The following is a 19718-nucleotide window of genomic DNA, read 5'->3' on the forward strand; positions in this document are numbered from 1 at the left end:
TAATTCTCTTTTAAATTTATGCACTTACATCGGACAAGTATGTGGAAAAGATACGCTAAAGCTCTTCAAAACCCCTGAAAATCGCTATATGAATCGGTTTTTTGGTTTGATATTTTTGTGCCGACCATTGTGAAAAAGTTGTATTTGATAATGCTTAACTTCGGGCCGGCATCCAACGTATGTTAAATGGATAAAAGAAAAAAATCGACAAGAATGGGCAATTATGCCTTATGGGGTGTATTGGTCTCCATGTGCATTATGTCATTATTATTTGTTTTAGATTATGACTACGTCGATTTGGATGAAATAGTCTTTTGTGTTTCCGTTTTTTTTGCTGTAATATCCCTTGTGCTGGGTATAAACGGTGTTATTCTGGCTAGGACATTCCGCGCAATAATCGGGATCATCTTGTCATCCCTATTAATTATCTTTTACCTGCTCGTACTATACCTGTTGCAGAACATATGCGTAATATGTTAAAGATGTTCGCTGTGATTGATTCAATTACGTAACCGAACATGAAAACGCACATCAAGCCATTAAACGCTTTATGTTTTTGACGTGTTTAATAAATTAAACAGTATCATAAAAACCATGAGAATAATTATCCCAATTTTGTTTTCCACGATATTGATCATTTCCGTAGCATGCAGTTCCATTGATTAATTAAGTATGAGGAAACAGCACATAATTATACTTTTGGCGCTATTTTTAGTCCTAGCGGGAGGATACTGGTCATTTACGAAATTCAATTTTAACACCGATTATGAAGTGGGGCAAGTGGTGGACAGCCTAAACGGTGTAAAGGTCTACTACAACGGCGGGATAAACCATGTGTCGGGCAGGAACTTAACTTCCGGGGGATATAATTTGGGCTTGAAATACCAATGTGTGGAGTTTGTGAAGCGTTATTATTATGAGGGCCTACACCATATGATGCCCGATAGTTACGGCCATGCCAAGGATTTTTACGATGCATCGCTAGGGGACGGGCAATTGAATACCCAGCGTGGTCTCATCCAATATACCAACCCAAGTCCAGCAAAGCCGTTAATAAGTGATTTGGTTGTATTCTCGCCAACGGTGTACAACCGTTACGGCCACGTGGCCATTGTTGCATCGGTATCGGACAGCCATGTGGAAATCATCCAGCAAAACCCCGGACCGTACGGTTCATCACGTGAGACTTTTCCGTTGGTGAAGATGGACGGGGTTTGGCAGATCGACAATATGCGAATCATGGGATGGTTAAGGCTAGTGGAAACGTCAACTCCTGCTGGACGGTAAAATCCCTGTTTTCGGGGGTTGTAGCCAAACGGTATTTCTATGTATGTTTGCAGGGGTAAGCCATGAATGAGTGCAAGGAAAGATAGTGATGTCTTTCAAGTCGAGACTGGCTTATTAGCATGCTAAAAACTTATTCAAATTCAATGAAAATTATCCTATTCAGCCTAATAATCAGCTTATTTGGTGGTCTATTGCTCATCCCCAACTTGTTGCAAGCCCAACAGGAAATTGTCACTTACCGGAAAAATAACGAGCAGATTGTAAAGGATAAAGATAGTGCCGACTATATCCGGATTATTAAACCGCCACAGCCGGGTTCGGAATTGCCTCAGCTTGTCGAATATTTTCCCAATCAACAGCTCAAAAAAAAGGGGAACATCCTTGATGCAAACAGTTACCCCAAGTTTCAGGGGCCGGTAATTGGATATTATGAAAACGGTCAGAAAAGGACTGAAGAGTTTTTTGATAGTGGACAGCGGGTTGGCGAGGCAACATATTATTACCAGAATGGCCAATTGAAGAAAACCATGAAATACGGCAAGAAGGGGAGCAGCCTTACTTTTGGCTATAACGAGAAGATGGTGGATACATTGGTAAATTATTATGATTCGTTGGGTACGGTATTAGTCGCCAATGGAAATGGATACGTCAAAGAAATGGAAGGTGAAGATTATGAAGAGGGAACCTATCGTGAGGGCATACGCGAGGGTGAATGGACCGGTACATTCCGTAAACAACAATATGCGTTTAGTGAGCAATATGACAAAGGCATCGTCTTATCGGGGATAAGCCGGGATACTGGAGGTAAACAATTTACATATACGGTACGGGAATCTCCTCCTGAATATATAGGCGGGATTAATAAGTTGATGCAATTCATAGGAAAGCATTATCGCTATCCTCCTGCAGCCATAGAAAGCGGGGTGCAAGGTACACTCTTGGTGTCGTTTGTAGTAGACAACGAAGGGAAAGTAACGGATATCGAAATCAAACGCGACTTGGGGCACGGTACAGGCGAGGCTGCGGTCAAGACATTAAAATCGTCACCGAAATGGACACCGGGATATACGCGGGGGATTCCTGTTAGGGTTTCATATGTTTTGCCTATACGATTGAACACGCATTAATTTATGGCGGGTCTGCCATTCTAAATCGGCCAAGCTAACGACTATTTTATAAAAACGGTACCCCATCGCACTTGGAGAATTAGTTGACGGAGCGTTGTCCGTTAAAGGGGGCCTCAGAAATCACATGTGACGCGTGGATCGGATTTGATATAGCGTCTGAATCCGTGTCAATCGTGATGTTCACCGTAGTACCGGTACCGAATTCCGACAGGATTTCGATATCCCCTTTGAGATAATCGACTCTGTTTTTTATGGTAGAAAGCCCCAATCCATATAAATAAGTTTTTGAATTGGGATTAAATCCTATCCCGTCGTCTTCCACTGTTAAGCTAAGTGTCGATTTCTCTCTCGTCATTTGGATCAGCACCATGGAGGCTTTTGCGTGTTTTAGCGCATTGGTAAGTAATTCCTGGACAATGCGGTAAAGCATCATACGCATTGTTTGAGGTATATCATCATTTGCCAACCCATAAGCCTGAAAGGTGATTTTGGTCTGCTCATTTCCCATACTCCGGCAAAACTCCTTTAGGGCAGTCGTGAGATCGTGCCGAAGCAACGTTTCCGGCATCAGGTTCCGGGCAATGCGGCGCAATTCGGCTACCGAGTCGTCAAGTTGTGAAAGGGTGGTGACTAGTTGCCTGTTTTGCCCCTCGTTTTCTACTACAACTTGTGAAAGCCTTAGTTTGATGCCTGCAAGGGATCCCCCGAGTCCATCGTGCAATTCGCTCGCCACCCGCTTGCGTTCTTGTTCTTGTCCTTCCAGCATGGCCGAGAAGTTGCTCATTCGTCGTTCTTGCTTTAGTTTTTCCATTTCTTGCTTGTGTAGCTGCTCTTTTTGCCGGGCAATTTGTTGCTTGTTGCGGTACAACATCACGCCAGCGAATAAGCCGCCTGCAAATAATAAGGCCAGTCCTCCGAGCAAGTAACCCCAGGAACGAGCATGTTGTAATTTTAGTTCCCGCTGATTGCTTTCATTTTTCAGTTGAAGAATTTCGTTTTCTTTTTTTTCGTGCTCAAACTTCTTTTCCAATTCCAGTATGTTTACCCGGGCTTCTTCAACGTTTACGCTATCCGATAGGGTTACATACTGATGAAGAAGTGCTAGCGCTTGATTAGGATTACCCGTCTTTTCTTCCAGCTCTACGAGATTCCTGAGCACAAGCATTTGGTTTTTGGGTATGGAAAACTTCAAAAGCCTATTATACAAATCGTATCCCGCGGTCTTTGCCAACGCGTATTGCTGTTGATTATAATATAGGTAGTATTTTCGGTTAAGCAATTCCAGGGCATCGTATTCGTTCTGTAGTTTATCAGCCAATGCTATGCCTCGTTCGTAATTTTCCAACGCCTTTTCCGGAATTTCCTCACGGTATTGATAATACATGCCATTGGCCGTAAAATACGGGATCCAGCATTGCGATTCCGGATTGACCGATAATACACGTTGCGCCTGATCCAAATAGCTGCGGATTTTACGGGTTTGCTCCGGGGCGTTGTCCTCCATATGGATTAGGCCACGGGCGGCATCGATGCAAGCCATCGGCAAATATTCGTACTGTGGGTACTTTTCCAGTAAATTAATAGCCTTTTGATAATAGCGCTGTGCATTGTCCCATTCTTTATTATTCATGAATATTTGCCCGACAGAAAGGTAATCGGCACCCAACGTAAGCGTATCACCTATTTCTTCAAGGATCGGTACCGCTTTATTCAGGATGTTGTCCAAGAACTCCTTATTATCTCCCCTGCGCTGAAATATGGCGCCATAGTTATGCCATGTTTTGGCCAAATATTGCCTAGCTTGCCAGGAAGGCTGATCATCCAACAAACGCAATGCTTCCAAGTGATGTTTTTCTGCGCTGTCTAAATCATAGTGCTCCATGTAAACACCTCCAAGCTGGTAGTGGCCTATGCCCCGGATGTAGGCATTACTAGTTGGTTTGGCCAAGTCAAAAATTTGGGTGGCATAATGCATGGCTTTGGTAGAATCTTTATACAGCCAATAGTCAGAAAGCTTTTGCAAAGCTACAGCCTTGGCGGTATCAATATTAGCCTCCTTAAGGGCCCTTTCAAGGCTCCCAGGCCCAGCATCTTTTAAGAGTTGCTGAGCATTCGCTGTAGATAGAAGCAAAACAAGCAATAGAACTATTCCTGACTGAAACGATTTCATAGTTATTGGGGTTGGATCCCGTGAACTAACAAATTTAGACAAACTTGCGTTCATACGCAAGCATGAATAAATCCACTAGTAGATCGAACTCGATGATGTCATACACCAAACTACGTATACAGTAACTTATCATAGCCAAGAAATATGTACATTTTATGTGTATTTCCAGCAAAAGATGCCTATGCCGAAAGATACGGGGTTGAGCGGGTTTTAGGTTGATCATGACGAAATCCATCTATCATTGGAATATCCGGACGGGCGAAGTCTCGAAAATAAGCTATTATGAGCGGAATTAACATGATCACTATAGATTAGTGCCAAACGTTTCGGTGAAGGAATAGGAAAGCGAAAATATTATATTTGCTGGACAAATATTGGAACGGTAATGATTATAGAGAACGAATTTTTACAAGCCGAAATTAACGCAAAGGGTGCCGAGCTCAAAAGCCTGAAAAATACCATCACCCACTATGAATATATGTGGGGTGCCGACCCGGCTTATTGGGCCAAAACCAGTCCGGTGTTATTTCCGATCGTGGGCGCATTGAAAGATGACACCTATTACCATGAAGGGAAGGCCTACAATTTAACTCGCCATGGCTTTGCAAGAGATTTCCTGTTTGCGGAAGAACGTCTTTCAGACGCAGAAGCGGTGTTTAGCCTCTCGGATAACGAGAAAACACGCTTACACTATCCCTTTGCGTTCCGACTATCAATCAGATACCGCTTGGAAGAAGATTCACTGTTTTGCAGTTATGAAGTGTCTAACCCCGAAGATCGCCATACATTGCCTTTTTCCATTGGCGGACATCCTGCCTTTGCCGTTGGTACCGATGGAAATCCACCCTACCACAATCATTATCTAGAATTTCCGGATGATGATGTGTTGCATTGCCACCTATTGGAAGGTAACTTGATTACAGACCGGACCATTACCATCCCATTGGAAAACCGCCGCTTACTGCTCCGGCATGAACTTTTCTATGGGGATGCCCTGGTGATGAAGGGATTGCGGAGCAAGCAGATTACACTCAAGAACAAAGTAGACGAGCGAGGTATTCATTTCCGACATGAAGGGTTCCCTTATTTTGATATCTGGGCGGCCAAGGATGCCGATTTCGTTTGTCTCGAACCTTGGTGTGGTATTGCTGATGGTATCCAACATAACCAGCAATTTGATACGAAAGAAGGAATCCAAGTTCTCAAGGCAGGGGAAACATGGAGACGTGGCTGGGAAGTGGCTTGTTTTTGATTATTTTAGTCGTTATTCATGGAAACGGAAAACAATTGGGAAACTCTTCATACAGAAGACGTATATGAAAATGCCTGGATACGGGTGGAGCATCGGGACGTCATCACACCCGGTGGCCATCCGGGTATATATGGAGTGGTGAGCTTCAAAAACAAAGCCATCGGAATCGTGCCGATTGATGAGGAGGGAAATACCTACCTCGTGGGGCAATACCGGTATCCTTTGAAGGAGTATTCATGGGAAATTCCCGAAGGAGGGGGACCTTTAGGCGAAGATCCGTTGGACACCGCGCGTCGTGAATTGAAGGAGGAAACAGGCTTGCGCGCCGAACGCTGGGAAAAAATCGGCCGAATCCATACGTCCAACTCAGTTACCGATGAGGAAGGATTCATCTATTTGGCCCGCGGGCTGAGCCAGCATGAACTGGAACCTGAGGAAACTGAAGCGCTGCAAGTGAGAAAACTGCCTTTGGGCGAGGCAGTAGAAATGGTGATGCGATCGGAAATCACCGACTCGATTTCCATGTGCGGGATATTGATGGTAGCACGGATGATGGGGATATGAAAGTAATATGATGGTTGCATCCAGACTGCATCAAGCTCCGAAGCCATCTTCAAGCGTGGTACAAGGCATACCGGCATGGAAGACAAGGGTGTGGGTTACAGATTTTATTTCATGTTAAGCAGTCGTTTCCGGTTCCACTACAATGGGCTGTTCTTTCTTTATGCCCAATCGCATCAATACCGGCACAAAAAACGAGATGATGCCGATGACAACGATCACACTTCCCAAAATCACAAATGTATGGCTGATGCCGATGTAATCAGCAATAAAGCCGGTACTCAGCAACCCGATAATGGAGGGGATGATCGAGATGCTCATGAACATGGAGAACACCCGGCCTAACATCCCTGCCGCCACTTTTTCCTGGATGATGGTGATGAAGGTGGCATGGTAGACGGAGGCAGCTACCCCTCCCAACGTAGTTAACCCGACAAAGACGACGAAGCCCCAGGAAGGCAGCAGGCCGGATGCGGCCAAGGAAATACCCAGTAGTATGTCCATGGAATTGATGATGATGATCTTGTTGAGCGTCGGTTTGAATATACCAAGCAATCCCCCTCCAGCCAGCATACCGATACCCCATACCACCTCAATGAGGCTCATTTCGAATTTGCCGCCCCCGAAATGCTGTAGGGTTAACAGCGGGAATAGGACTGCTACGGGCATGATACAGAAGGTGGCTAGGATTGAAAACAGAAACATGTATGACAGCCCTTTATTGTGTAACACTGTACTTATTCCCAAAGTGATGTCACGGATGACTTGCCTTGCACTTGCTTTTTCCTGTTGTTCACGTTCGGGATTGGGTATCTTCACAAACATCAGGGTGGTGATGGCAATCATAGCGCCTGCGATGTCAAGCAACAATACCTGTCCAATATCCAGCAATCCGATGGCTAGCGCTCCGAGCGCTGGCCCACCGATGCTAGAAACCGACTGGATGACCTGGTTGATACCAGCAATACGGAGTAGCTCAGATTCCGGCGCGAGCAACGGCACCGAAGCTTGCATAGCGGGCATATGGAATGCCGAACCTACTGACCGTAATCCTAAGAGTATGTATATGAACATCAACTCGAAGTATCCTAAATAGAAAAGCACGGACATGGCAAGGGTGCAGATGGCGATGAAGCCATCTGCGGCAATCATGGTGAGCTTGCGATCCCAACGGTCGATATATACGCCCGCGAAGGGTCCGATCAACGCTTGGGGCAGGAGTGCCGCAATAGCGGCATAGGCCAATACTTCAGCAGAACCGGTTTCCAGGCTAAGCCAGATGATAATGGCGAAATTGACGGCCGAACTGCTTAATAATGACATGAACTGTCCGGTCCAGATGATGGTAAATGTTCGTTTCCACGTATTTTGGATGGTCATAACATATAAGTTCGCCTTCTCTCATGCCCTGTAAGGCAAGGGAAAGCCATAAAAATAGGATGTAATAATACAACGAAATGTTTCAAGGGAATGCCTGAAACAAAATAGGTACTAAGGAAGGAAAGCTTCCAGGGTTTACGCCCTATCCCTATGGTGTGCTGCTATGGTAATGAAGATTAGTTTCATCTTGGAAATTTTTCGGTGCAGGGCAAATATAAGAAGATTTTTAGACTAATAATGGCCTACGCGGCCAAGCCACCTCGGCTGGAGAAAAGCCAGCTTGATCAAAAACCCCTGATTTCCGGTATTTCATAAGCCTTACAGGTCACTTACTTTTGCTAAAGATAAAACGATAGAGGTGAAGATGCCTTGAAGTAAAAATTTAATCGGTATTGCTATGATCATTTATGGAAGTAGAGCTTCCCATCTAAAATCAATACATTCCAATACGGCTATATGCTTGGGCTGCAGCACCAAAGGATCAGTTACCTTTGGTGTATACAGTAGGTACGCACACGTTTTCTGGATTCCCTTGTTTCCGATAGGCAGGATTGGCTTTTCGGAATGCCAATATTGTAAACATACCTTGCGGGTGAAGGAAATGCCAGCGGAACTCGCACGGGAATATAACCAGCTGAAAAGCGAAACACGAACCCCAATATGGCAGTTTATTGGTTTAGGCTTGATCTTGGTTTTCCTGTCTTGGATTGCCTTGATGACCAATGTAGACAGAAAAAAAGAGCGAGCATATGTAGCCCAGCCGCAGGTGGGTGATGTATATTACATCAAGACAGAAAATAATCATTATTCTACCCTCAAGGTGATGGATGTAAGCCAAGACAGTGTGCATGTGTTGCCCAATGAATATACCACAAACAAAAAAAGTGGCGTGCATAAAATCAATAAAATGGAAAACTATGGACAATTTAACTACGGGTTTTCCAAAGATGACCTCCGGATAGCATACCATGACGGAACCATTTACACCATCAATAGAAAATGAGTGGCTCAAATAAATAAGGACAAACTTCCATATGTATTAGCCTTGCGAATCTCCCTTAATAAGAAGAGCCAGTTAAATTATTTTCCTATTTTAGCAGGAGAAACCATTAACTCACATTATGGAACATACGGCTATCCCGACTAACAAAAAAGGTTTTATTGCCAAAGCATTAGATTTTATCGAAAAGTATGGGAACAAATTGCCTGATCCGGCCATCCTGTTCCTTATTCTTATGCTTGTTGTTTGGGTGCTGTCAGCATTCCTCTCCGGTAGAACTTTCGATGAGATTGACCCACGTACGGGTAACGCGCTGGAAGTGATCAATCTACTCCGGGGAGAGGCCATAACGGCATTTTTTGCCAATATGGTTACCACCTTCACCTCTTTTGCGCCATTGGGTATTGTGCTGGTGGCCATGCTAGGGGTGGGTGTTGCAGATCAGTCGGGGTTTATCAACGCCGGACTCAAGTGGATGCTTGGCTTTACGCCCAAAAGGCTACTCACACCGATGTTGATCCTGGTGGCTATCGTGTCACATACGGCCGCGGATGCCGGATATGTATTAGTCATCCCCCTTGGGGCAATTATTTTTTACGCTGCTGGCAGGCATCCGCTGGCCGGGATAGCTGCAGCTTTTGCCGGCGTGTCTGGGGGGTTCAGCGCCAATTTTATCCCATCGGGAATCGATCCGCTGTTGCAAGGGTTTACACAGTCAGCAGCGCAGATTGTGGACCAAAATATCCAGCTCAATCCATTGAATAATTGGTTCTTTACCTCCGCCTCGACGGTACTGATTGTGTTGGTGGGGTGGTATCTCACGGATAAGGTGGTAGAACCAAGGTTGAAAAATGTGCCAGTGAAAGTTGATGAAGCAGATCAGCCCGATATGGGCAAATTAACGTCTAAAGAGAAAAAGTCGTTTTATAGGGCTTCGTTGGTCATGCTTATATGCTTGATCGGGCTTTATTTCTGGGCAGCACCCACCACTTCCCCGTGGCGAGATCCCGATGGGGAAATTACCTCGTTTGGCGCGCCACTTATGCGTTCTATCGTTCCCCTTATCTTTGCCGTTTTTCTCATCCCTGGCGTGGTGTATGGTCTGTTATCCGGTGCATTCCGTACTTCTAAAGATGTCATCAACAGCATGTCTAAGTCCATGTCATCGATGAGTTACTACGTTGTCATGGCCTTTTTCTGCGCCCTATTTATCAATGCCTTCACAACCTCTAACATTGGATCGCTACTTGCCCTTAAAGGTGCTTCTGCCCTCCAAGCCATGGCCCTGCCCCCTCAAGTGACCATCGTGGGCATTGTAATCCTCACATCATTGGTCAACCTGTTTATTGGCTCCGCCTCGGCCAAATGGGCACTTATCGCACCCATCATGGTGCCTATGCTCATGCAGCTAGGTATCTCCCCAGACCTCACGCAGGCTTCCTATCGTGTGGGTGATTCGGTATCTAATATCATTACGCCATTGATGCCTTATTTTCCATTGGTTGTGGTATTCTGCCAGAAATATGTCAAAAGCACAGGCATTGGCACCCTGGTATCCATGATGATTCCTTATAGCATCACATTTGCCATCGTCTGGACAATTTTCCTCCTGGTCTATTGGGCATTGGGATTGCCACTAGGACTGCAGTCTTCCTATGAGTATTTACCTCATTAAGCGTAATCAAAAAGGATAATATGGCAAAAAAACGAAGCGCATGGAAAAGCACCATAATCAGCTTAATTTTAGGATTATGTTGTTTATGGAGCGCAGACGCCTCTGGGCAAACTGCGGCAGGTTTTATACCCGTTAATCGTTTAGGTGTTTCCTATCAACGGGCTTTTGGAATTGATGTGGGATTCGGCTCCTACAATGTCTTGTTCGGACGTAGCAAAGAGAGCTTCTTTGATGTGTCTATTGGGGCAGAAGCTATTTTTGCCAATCCATTTGTACTATTGCCTAAGCTCAATACGGATATTGGCACCTCGTTCGGGAGAGGGTACATGACGCTTGGTGGTGGGGTGGATATCGCGCGACCCACTGATTTTTCACAAAGTTGCTGGATGGTAACCCCAAAGGCAGGTGTAACCACTGGCTCACTCATTCGTTTATACTATGGTTATAACTGGATGGAAAATAGGGACATATTCCCAAAAATCGGACGTCATCGTATTTCGCTCGAAATGAATATCGCAGCATTTCATGATTTTAAAATTGGGTTTTGAATTTAGGATGCTGGCTTAAAGACGATGGATCTACCTGCATGATCTGCAAAGCAAAAATCACTAAAAATAGGGATAGCGCAAGGAGAAAGGTTAGCTTATTTTTGCAAATAAAATTATTGATAATTCCATCAATATGTTAAAAAGCCGAAGTCTTCAACGTTTTTATATCATTATCCTCATCATATGGTCGATGACCTATATGGTCACATCCTGTTCACTACGAAGACCAGTTCACGACGTCCGGAGCTTCAAGAACCTATTGGATTACCAAGGTGACACCTCTAGTCATTGGATACGCATTCGTCAGGATACCGCATGGGGGTTTCTCCATGCCGAAGGCAAATGGATCATTCCTCCGCAATTTGATTGGGCAATGGATTTCAGTGATGGTCATGCATTGGTGCGGAAGGATACCCATTATGGCTACATCCGAACGGATGGGAAGCGATTGGGAAAGCTGCGTTACGAAGACGCTTTCCCTTTTTCGCAGGGGTTAGCGCCTGTCAAACACCGCGGCCGATACGGGGTGATCAATGACAAAGGCAGGTGGGTAGTATCCCCGCGATATGAACTGGTGTTGCCCTTTACCCATAATCGCGCCTTGGTTGTACGGAACGGACTTTCGGGATTCATCGATAAGGAAGGAAAGGAAGTGGTTCCGCCAAGCTACGACGATGCGACGCCCTTTAAAGACGGTTTGGCCATCGTGAGGAGGGATGGAATTTTTGGGCTCATCGATAGCATGGGCAAGGAAGTGGTACCTCCCATACATAAAAGTATAGTGACATTAGACAACGGCGGATACCGGATTACCGATAAATACGGCCGGGTAGGAGAGACGGGTGCCAATGGGGGTCTGCGGTTTGAGGTCGTGTATGAGCAATTGCTGGAAGCGTATGAAAGCATTCGGTTATTTCAAAGGGAGGGTAAATATGGGTTTGCTGATACCACTGGAAAAATGATTGCGGATGCCATCTATACCGATGCAGGGGTGTTCAGTGAGGGGCGCGCAGCAGTCAAATTACAGGATAAATGGGGGTATATCGACCGTAGTGGCCACTTGGTTATCGCTTATCAGTTCAAAGGGCATTTTGAGCAGGGCAAGTATTGGCGTATGCGGTTTCAAGAGCATAGGGCTTGGGTACGCCATGCCGATGAGACCCTATTAATTGACACCACAGGACGGGTCATCGCCCGTACCGATTATGATCTGCCGTATCAATTTTACGCCAACAGAGCACTTGTAGGTAAATCTACAGGAAAATATACGGTACAATACGGGTATGTCGATCGCACGGGTAGGCTCGTCATTCCCATGGAGCATGACGGGGGTAGGAGCTTCAATGACCATGGCATCGCTTGGATAACCAAACGCGATGATCTTTCCTCTACGAGTTATTTTATTGATACCAGTGGATACCTGTTGGACGGCAAGGCATACCGGGATCTGAATACCTTCGGTTCGCGCTACATCTACAACGACCGTATGCAAGAGAAAGACTTTTTTGATGCGCGAACAGCCAAAGCAATTGATTTTCCTTATACCAATATTTATCGAAACCAAGGGATGGACGAGCGCTACTTCTTCATACAGGCAGATAGCGGTACCGGACTGATGGACACGGCCATGCGGATCATTATTCCACCGAAATACCGCACAGTTGAAAGCTTGTATAGGAATAGGGCTGTGGTGGGTGATGAAGAAAAATACGGTTATTGCGATGACAAGGGTAGAACAATTATCCCGCTGATCTATGACAAGGCTTCATACTTTCGTTATGCTGTCACCGAAGTACAGCAACGCTATCAATATAGGCGTGTGGAAAGCATGGGCAGGGAGACGGGGCCAATAAATACCATATGGAAACATGGAGTTATCGATATCGAAGGCAAGGTGGTGGTTCCGATTCGGTATCAAGGTATTCGTATTGATAACGAGAACAACCGGATTATCGCCAAAGATAGTGCATCCTATGACGTATACGACATGCATGGAAGGTTATTGAGCGCCGGTGAATACGAGTACGTTGGTGGATTCTATTATGGCAATCGATCATCCATACGGAAGAATGGCAAAGTCGGGGCCGTTGATTACCTATTCCGGGAACTTTGTCCGCCGATATATGACCGAATTGGTACATTCTATGCCGAAGACATGGCTTGGGTAGTGAATGAAGGCAAGATTGGTTACCTCAATAAGGATTATGAAATCAAAATTCCCCTCATATATGAAGACGGGGATATCTTTGTGATGGGCATGGCTAAGGTGAAGCTCCATGGCGAGGAAATGTATGTGGATGGGGAAGGGAAGCGCGTATACCCTGACGAGCAAACCATCCTTGAACGAGATAAGGCCATTGAGAAAATCAAAAATGCGGTGCCCGAATTTAGCAGTTGATACATCCTATTGTGCACTCGGCGGTTCGCTGTTTTCGCCGAAAGTTTCCTAAGTTTGCTATGTTCAACAAGATATAGATATGAAGAAGATGTATTTGACACTGGCTGCAACGGCTATTGCTACGGTAACAGCTATCGCGCAGCAACACCAAGCCATTAATTTGGATTTGATGGATACCTCCGTGAGGCCGCAGGATGACTTTTACAATTATGTAAATGGAAATTGGATGAAGACCGTAGCGATTCCATCCGACAAGGCGCGATGGGGAAGTTTTGATGAATTGCGCGAAAACACGGATGTGGCTACACTGAAAATCCTGAAGACATCATTAACGCAAACCTTCTCGCCAACCGACGGGTCAGATGGACAGAAAATTGCCGGCCTATACCGAACTTTTACGGACTTTGATGCGCGGGACAAAGCGGGTATCGAACCGATAAAACCCCTGCTCCAAAAAGTGGATGCCATACGAGATTTCCAAGGATTGTACCAATACCTCGTGGAAATGGCACCCATCGGTGGCAACCCATTTTTCGGAGCTGGCGTATCGGCACATATGAAAAACAGTAATGTGAATGCCGTGTACCTTGGGGCTGCAAACTTGGGATTGGGTAGGGCCTATTACCAAAAGGAGGATGAAGCCAACACCAAAACATTGGCAAATTATAATGATTATATCAATCGATTATTCCCCAAGATCGGACAACGTACCCGCGACCTGAAAGGTCCGAAAATCATCGCATTTGAAAAGGAGTTGGCAGCCCATATGCTTACGGTGGAGCAAGTGAGGGATGCTTCCCTTCGTTATAACCCAATGGCTATAGTCGATTTGAAGGATTTGGTAAAAAACATCAATTTGGCACAGTACCTCGCTGACCTGGGTTTTAATGCCGATACGGTAATTATTGGAGAGTTGAAGTATTATCAGGAACTGGATGAGGTATTGAAGCCGGAAAACCTGGAGACCATTAAGGATTTTCTTCGTTTCAAAATAGCAAACGATGCTTCTACCAGCCTCACGAAAGAATTGGATGAAATCAATTTCGACTTTTGGGGAAAGACACTCCGTGGCCAGCAGGAACAGCGCGCATTGGATAAGCGTGGCTTGGAGTTTGTCAATGGTGTGGCCGGGGATTTGCTGGGCAAACTGTATGTGAAAGAACACTTCCCTGCTGAAGCCAAGCAAGCCGCAGAGGAAATGGTTCAATACCTAATTAAGTCCTTTGACCAACACATCCATCAATTGGAGTGGATGTCGGCCGAAACAAAGGCGAAAGCATTGGAGAAGTTGGGCAAATTCAATGTCAAAATAGGTTATCCAGATAAATGGAAAGACTATTCCAAGCTGGAAGTTGGCGAGTCGTTGTTTGATAATGTGCTGAATGCCAGAAGGTGGAGATTTGAAGAAAATCGGGCAAAGCAAGACAAACCTGTAGATAAAACGGAGTGGGGGATGACGCCGCAAACCGTGAATGCATATTATAACCCCAGGTTCAATGAAATTGTATTCCCGGCGGCCATCCTACAACCACCATTTTATGATTATAAAGCCGATGCGGCAGTAAACTTCGGTGGGATAGGGGCGGTGATTGGCCACGAATTATCCCATGGATTCGATGATAGCGGTTCGCAATATGATGGTAATGGCAACCTGAATAATTGGTGGACAGAAGAAGACAAAAAGAAATTTGAAAGTGCTGCCGAAGCATTGGTTGCACAATTTGAAGCTTACCAGCCTGTACAAGGCGTGTTTGTCAATGGTCGCTTCACCCTAGGCGAGAACATCGGTGATTTAGGTGGTGTTTCCGTAGCGTATGATGCGCTTCGCTTATACCTGGAGGATAAAGGTAATCCCGGTAAAATCGATGGGTTTACCCCGCAGCAGCGTTTCTTCCTCTCATGGGCTACGATTTGGCGGGCGAAGACGACGGAACAGTTTGTGGTTAACCAAGTGAAGACCGATCCGCATTCGCCAGCAGAGTACAGAGCTGTTGGACCACTGGTCAATGTCGATGGATTTTATGACGCCTTTGATATCGGCGAAGGTGACAAACTGTTTTTACCGAGGGAGCAACGCATCGTGATTTGGTAAATATCATGGGAAGTGAGTCTTAAAAACGGCTGGCCTTTAATTGGGCCGGCCGTTTTTGGTATAGGGTGGATAAGAGGAAATAATATGCGGAATTTCTAAAAAAATAAAAAACAATTTGCGTAATCGATTGGTTACATATATATTTGTAACCTATTGGTTTCGTAATAATAATTACCAACAATGAGAAGAGATGTTTTTCAGGCTATTGCCGACCCGACTAGGAGGGGAATCATAGGACTGCTCGCCGAGCGGACCATGAACTTGAATGCTGTAGCTGAGAATTTCGATATCAGTCGCCCTGCCATCTCCAAACATATAAAAATACTAACGGAGTGCGGCTTGGTTATTATTAAGCAGGAAGGCCGAGAACGGTTTTGCCATGCTGATTTACAAAAGCTAAAAGAAGTGGATCAATGGCTAGCACATTATCGTAATTTCTGGAACCATAAATTAGATGCACTACAAACATTACTGGAAAATCCAGAAGAAGGAAACAACTAAAATTAGCGTTATGGAAACAAAACAATTGGTATTTGAACACACCTACAGCGCTCCTATTGAACGCGTGTGGAAAGCCTTGACAGACAAGGAACAGCTAAAAGCATGGTACTTTGACATTGCTGATTTCAAGCCCGAACTGGGTTTTGAGTTTACGTTTAGTGGCGGGAAAGACGGCGAAAATTTCGTGCATCATTGTAAGGTTGTTGAAGTAAACCCTCCCCATAAGCTGTCTTATACCTGGGCTTATGAGGGTTATCCGGGGCAGTCATTGGTTAGCTTCGAGCTGGATGAACTTTCGGCCAAAGAAACCAAGCTGACTTTGACCCACAGCGATATCGACACGTTCCCAGACGACAACGACGCTTTCGCTCCCGCAAGCTTCAACGAAGGCTGGACCTTTATCCTTGGAGAATCTCTCCGGAAGTTCGTGGAAACGGAATCCTTCGCCCAATCTACGGTTATATCGGCCAGCCTCGAAAAAGTATGGCATGTTATCATGCATCCCAATGGACAATGGGGCAACGCTTTCGGCGGTGGCGCATTGTTAAAAGATACCGATTGGCAGGTTGGATCTCCCGTTATTTGGACCGATCTGGAGGGAGATATCGGCGCCAATGGAATTGTGACTGCTAACAACGGACGGGATTTGCTGGACCTGACGTATTATGACGAGCTTCACCCAGCACCGGATGCACAGCTGGGTGATTATATTGAGCGGTTTCGGCTGACCCAAAATGAGGACGGACACACCGCACTGACCATCGACATAGAAGAACTGCCAAAAATGTATATCTCCATGCACAAGGAAATGTGGGAAAATGCATTACAAATCATCAAAAAAGAAGCGGAAGCTTAATCTTGATTCGATCACCATTCATGTAAAAGCATCCCATAGTAATCCATTTAAAAATTTAAAAGCGATGACGAACGGTAAATTTGAAGGTGGCGTGAATATCGCCATCAAAATTCCCAAAAGCAACTATGAAGCAACTGTTTCCTTTTATCGGGATACACTGAAACTGGATGTAGAGGAAAGACCCATCAGTAATCCCACGGTTTCAAGGACTCATAAGGTAAAATTCGGCAGTAATATCGTTTGGCTTGACTGTGTTGACAACTATACACATTCAGAAACCTGGTTGGAACTAAAAACTCCTGATGTCGATGCCGCGACAGCTTACCTGAGGGACAATGGGATAAATACCTGCGATGAATTGGAAGAAATACCGAAAGACATGCATTGGATCATGGATCCAGCAGGAACAGTGTTTATCCTAAACAACGATTGAAATTTCAAGACAGGCTCTAGTTTAATATTGGTGATTTTATCGTAAGTATTGATCAAAAAACAGGATCATGTCATTCCAAGAGGCGGTATCCGCGGCAGCGTTATAGGCAATGGGCATATTGAATTTCTTGCCGTTTTCGGTGGCGGCTGGATTGGTGAAGGCGTGTGTCGCACCGGGATATGCCTTAAATTCATAGGTGGCGCCGATGTTGTCCAATTCCGCCCGGAAGGCTTCTACTTCGCTATCAGGAACAAGGCCGTCTTCGGCCCCGTGACAGATGAGAATAGGTGTTTTGAGCAACTCCTTGTTGGCAGGTACGCCCTTTAATCCGCCATGGAAACTCACCGCAGCCTGTAGGGGGTCGCCCAGTTTGACGGCGTTTAATACCATAGAGCCACCGAAGCAATAACCGATGGCGGCGATGCGGGTGGTATCTACATCTGGATGGGCCTTGAGCTGGGCGAGTGCGGCATCGAAGCGCTGCTTGGCCAGTTGCGGATCCTGGTAATTAGGCGTAGCCAGTGCCAATGCACCATCGGGGTTGTCGGCCGTTTTGCCCTGCCCGTACATGTCCACAGCAAGAGCCACATAACCCAAGTCGGCCAGTTCACGCGTCCTCCGTTTGGTATAATCATCCAGCCCCCACCATTCGTGTACCACCAATACACCAGGTTTTTTAATCGTATCCTCGCAAAAGGCCAAATAACCTTGCATCGTATCGCCTGCAGCCTGATAGCTGACCGAATTGGTCACGATAGAGTCCGCCGGGTTCATTGTTTGGGCGGTCTCGGTGGAATCTTTGTTTGTTGCACCGCCGCATCCTATCACTAAGAACGCTGCGGAAACCAACATAATGTCTGTTGTCTTCATGAGATTGATTTTTTTACGAAAGTAGGGAAAACTTCGTTTCTTGGTATACATTGTTTTTTTCATTAAACAATCGTTATGACTTATTGTTCTCCAGCTCAACCCATACCGGAGCATGGTCGCTGGTTTTTTCCCAGCCCCTTACATGGCGGTCGACACCAGCTGAAATAAGGCGAGGGGCGACGTCAGGGCTCAGCAAGAAATGGTCGATCCTTAACCCAGCGTCGCGCCCGAAGGCATTGCGGAAGTAATCCCAAAACGTGTAGACCGTTTGGTCGGGATAGATTTTCCGAATAGCGTCAACCCATCCTTGGTCCGTCAACGTGTTGAATGCTTGCCGCGATTCTGGCCGAAAGAGTGCATCATTCACCCATCGTTCGGGTTTATATGCATCCATTTCTGTGGGGATGATATTAAAATCGCCGGCCAATATTACGGGGGTTCCTCGGTCGAGCAGTGTTTGCGCATGGATAAGGAGGCGGTTTAGCCAGCTTAATTTATAGTCAAATTTTGGCCCCGGTACGGGGTTGCCATTTGGAAGATACAGACAGCTAACGATAATGCCATTGATTTTTGCTTCGATATAGCGGCTATGAACATCCTCCGGATCCCCCGGGAGGGCACGGCAGATTTCCTCAGGTTGCCCAATCCGCGAGAGGATAGCCACGCCGTTCCAGCTCTTCTGTCCGTGCCAAATGGATTGATATCCGGCGTTCAACAATGCCTCTTCCGGAAAATTCTCTTGAATGGCTTTCAGTTCTTGGAGACATAGGACATCCGGCTGGGTTTCTTCCAGCCATCTCAAGACAATAGGGAGTCGGGCATTGATGCTGTTCACATTGTACGTAGCGATTTTCATGAAGCAAATATCCTAATAATAAGGTAAAATCAATACAGCAAAGGAAATTACTACTCAGGAATGAACTCACTCCTGGCCAAAATGAATATCTTTTCGATGGAAGTGAATTACTTTTCAGCAAGAATGAATTACTCTTTGGCTGAAGTGAATATCTTTTTTGCTAAAGTGAATACCTTCTCGACAGAAGTGAATTACTTTTCAGCAAGAATGAATTACTCTTTGGCTGAAGTGAATATCTTTTTGGCTAAAGTGAATATCTTTTCGGTGGAAGTGATTTACTTTTCGACAAGAATGAATTACTTTTCGGCTGGAATGAATATCTTTTTGGCTAAAGTGAATATCTTTTCGATGGAAGTGAATATCTTTTCGGCTGGAATGAATGTCTTTTTTGGGAAAGTGAACATCTTTCTGGANGGCTAAAGTGAATATCTTTTCGGTGGAAGTGATTTACTTTTCGACAAGAATGAATTACTTTTCGGCTGGAATGAATATCTTTTTGGCTAAAGTGAATATCTTTTCGATGGAAGTGAATATCTTTTCGGCTGGAATGAATGTCTTTTTTGGGAAAGTGAACATCTTTCTGGATTTATCTCAAAGTATAAGAAACAAGCTTCGTCTTGAAAAACAGGATTTTGACGTAAGGGGGGTAGTACTTTTAGTTTCTCAAGGTAGTGTAACGTGAACTGTGTCATCCGGATCAACCTATTCCTAA

16 protein-coding genes are annotated in these 19718 nt (G+C 45.3%); 12 read left to right on the plus strand and 4 right to left on the minus strand.

Going from position 1 to position 19718, the window contains the following annotated elements; all coding sequences use genetic code 11:
* Positions 1-699 precede the first annotated feature (699 nt).
* Together NF543_RS24025 and NF543_RS24030 are read left to right on the plus strand one after the other, a co-directional pair.
* A complete protein-coding gene (locus NF543_RS24025) occupies positions 700-1287 on the plus strand; it encodes a CHAP domain-containing protein (protein ID WP_257670697.1) in 588 nt (195 codons plus the stop codon).
* A 143-nt stretch (positions 1288-1430) separates the two neighbouring features.
* A complete protein-coding gene (locus tag NF543_RS24030; protein WP_257670696.1) occupies positions 1431-2414 on the plus strand; it encodes an energy transducer TonB in 984 nt (327 codons plus the stop codon).
* A 79-nt stretch (positions 2415-2493) separates the two neighbouring features.
* Here NF543_RS24030 and NF543_RS24035 read toward each other — a convergent pair whose 3' ends face one another.
* A complete protein-coding gene (locus NF543_RS24035; RefSeq protein WP_257670695.1) occupies positions 2494-4584 on the minus strand; it encodes a tetratricopeptide repeat-containing sensor histidine kinase in 2091 nt (696 codons plus the stop codon).
* 385 nt (positions 4585-4969) lie between these two features.
* On the opposite strand from NF543_RS24035, the gene NF543_RS24040 reads away from it, so the two are divergent.
* Together NF543_RS24040 and NF543_RS24045 are read left to right on the plus strand one after the other, a co-directional pair.
* Positions 4970-5836: an aldose 1-epimerase family protein gene (locus NF543_RS24040; protein WP_257670694.1), complete on the plus strand. Its 867-nt coding sequence runs from the start codon at positions 4970-4972 to the stop codon at positions 5834-5836.
* A gap of 18 nt (positions 5837-5854) precedes the next feature.
* Positions 5855-6400, plus strand: coding sequence for an NUDIX domain-containing protein (locus NF543_RS24045; RefSeq protein ID WP_257670693.1), 546 nt, complete (start codon positions 5855-5857; stop codon positions 6398-6400).
* A gap of 114 nt (positions 6401-6514) precedes the next feature.
* On the opposite strand, the gene NF543_RS24050 is transcribed toward NF543_RS24045, so the two are convergent.
* On the minus strand, positions 6515-7777 hold the full coding sequence (locus tag NF543_RS24050; protein WP_257670692.1) for an MFS transporter: 1263 nt from the start codon (positions 7775-7777) through the stop codon (positions 6515-6517).
* Between the two features lie 601 nt (positions 7778-8378).
* On the opposite strand from NF543_RS24050, the gene NF543_RS24055 reads away from it, so the two are divergent.
* From NF543_RS24055 to NF543_RS24090, 8 genes are all read left to right on the plus strand, one after another.
* The gene (locus NF543_RS24055) at positions 8379-8780 is read left to right on the plus strand and encodes a hypothetical protein (RefSeq protein ID WP_257957570.1); all 402 of its coding nucleotides are present in this window, start codon (positions 8379-8381) and stop codon (positions 8778-8780) included.
* Positions 8781-8898: 118 nt separating this feature from the next.
* Positions 8899-10452: an AbgT family transporter gene (locus NF543_RS24060; protein WP_257670690.1), complete on the plus strand. Its 1554-nt coding sequence runs from the start codon at positions 8899-8901 to the stop codon at positions 10450-10452.
* 20 nt (positions 10453-10472) lie between these two features.
* On the plus strand, positions 10473-11000 hold the full coding sequence (locus NF543_RS24065; protein WP_257670689.1) for a hypothetical protein: 528 nt from the start codon (positions 10473-10475) through the stop codon (positions 10998-11000).
* A gap of 133 nt (positions 11001-11133) precedes the next feature.
* Positions 11134-13398, plus strand: a complete 2265-nt coding sequence (locus tag NF543_RS24070) for a WG repeat-containing protein (protein WP_257670688.1) — start codon at positions 11134-11136, stop codon at positions 13396-13398.
* 79 nt (positions 13399-13477) lie between these two features.
* Positions 13478-15490, plus strand: a complete 2013-nt coding sequence (locus NF543_RS24075; protein ID WP_257670687.1) for a M13 family metallopeptidase — start codon at positions 13478-13480, stop codon at positions 15488-15490.
* Between the two features lie 180 nt (positions 15491-15670).
* Positions 15671-15991: an ArsR/SmtB family transcription factor gene (locus tag NF543_RS24080; protein ID WP_257670686.1), complete on the plus strand. Its 321-nt coding sequence runs from the start codon at positions 15671-15673 to the stop codon at positions 15989-15991.
* Between the two features lie 10 nt (positions 15992-16001).
* Complete coding sequence (locus tag NF543_RS24085; RefSeq protein WP_257670685.1) at positions 16002-16847, plus strand: SRPBCC family protein; 846 nt, start codon at positions 16002-16004, stop codon at positions 16845-16847.
* Positions 16848-16911: 64 nt separating this feature from the next.
* Positions 16912-17280, plus strand: a complete 369-nt coding sequence (locus NF543_RS24090; RefSeq protein WP_257670684.1) for a VOC family protein — start codon at positions 16912-16914, stop codon at positions 17278-17280.
* 36 nt (positions 17281-17316) lie between these two features.
* Here the strand turns inward: NF543_RS24090 and NF543_RS24095 are convergent, their stop codons facing one another.
* Together NF543_RS24095 and xth are read right to left on the minus strand one after the other, a co-directional pair.
* Positions 17317-18150 carry a dienelactone hydrolase family protein gene (locus NF543_RS24095; RefSeq protein WP_257670683.1) on the minus strand — a complete coding sequence of 278 codons (834 nt, stop codon included), beginning with the start codon at positions 18148-18150 and terminating at the stop codon, positions 17317-17319.
* Positions 18151-18223: 73 nt separating this feature from the next.
* Positions 18224-19006 (minus strand): exodeoxyribonuclease III, encoded by a 783-nt coding sequence (gene xth, locus NF543_RS24100; protein WP_257670682.1) that lies wholly within the window; start codon positions 19004-19006, stop codon positions 18224-18226.
* Between the last annotated feature and the right edge of the window lie 712 nt (positions 19007-19718).

This window comes from Parapedobacter tibetensis, from assembly GCF_024704835.1.
GTDB lineage: Bacteria > Bacteroidota > Bacteroidia > Sphingobacteriales > Sphingobacteriaceae > Parapedobacter > Parapedobacter tibetensis.

Coding starts and splice junctions, on each gene's coding strand:
- NF543_RS24035 (WP_257670695.1), bottom strand. CDS start 4,584: ATGAAATCGTTTCAGTCAGGAATAGTTCTATTGCTTGTTTTGCTTCTA.
- xth (WP_257670682.1), bottom strand. CDS start 19,006: ATGAAAATCGCTACGTACAATGTGAACAGCATCAATGCCCGACTCCCT.
- NF543_RS24095 (WP_257670683.1), bottom strand. CDS start 18,150: ATGAAGACAACAGACATTATGTTGGTTTCCGCAGCGTTCTTAGTGATA.
- NF543_RS24030 (WP_257670696.1), top strand. CDS start 1,431: ATGAAAATTATCCTATTCAGCCTAATAATCAGCTTATTTGGTGGTCTA.
- NF543_RS24090 (WP_257670684.1), top strand. CDS start 16,912: ATGACGAACGGTAAATTTGAAGGTGGCGTGAATATCGCCATCAAAATT.
- NF543_RS24065 (WP_257670689.1), top strand. CDS start 10,473: ATGGCAAAAAAACGAAGCGCATGGAAAAGCACCATAATCAGCTTAATT.
- NF543_RS24040 (WP_257670694.1), top strand. CDS start 4,970: ATGATTATAGAGAACGAATTTTTACAAGCCGAAATTAACGCAAAGGGT.
- NF543_RS24075 (WP_257670687.1), top strand. CDS start 13,478: ATGAAGAAGATGTATTTGACACTGGCTGCAACGGCTATTGCTACGGTA.
- NF543_RS24050 (WP_257670692.1), bottom strand. CDS start 7,777: ATGACCATCCAAAATACGTGGAAACGAACATTTACCATCATCTGGACC.
- NF543_RS24080 (WP_257670686.1), top strand. CDS start 15,671: ATGAGAAGAGATGTTTTTCAGGCTATTGCCGACCCGACTAGGAGGGGA.
- NF543_RS24060 (WP_257670690.1), top strand. CDS start 8,899: ATGGAACATACGGCTATCCCGACTAACAAAAAAGGTTTTATTGCCAAA.
- NF543_RS24070 (WP_257670688.1), top strand. CDS start 11,134: ATGTTAAAAAGCCGAAGTCTTCAACGTTTTTATATCATTATCCTCATC.
- NF543_RS24085 (WP_257670685.1), top strand. CDS start 16,002: ATGGAAACAAAACAATTGGTATTTGAACACACCTACAGCGCTCCTATT.
- NF543_RS24055 (WP_257957570.1), top strand. CDS start 8,379: ATGCCAGCGGAACTCGCACGGGAATATAACCAGCTGAAAAGCGAAACA.
- NF543_RS24045 (WP_257670693.1), top strand. CDS start 5,855: ATGGAAACGGAAAACAATTGGGAAACTCTTCATACAGAAGACGTATAT.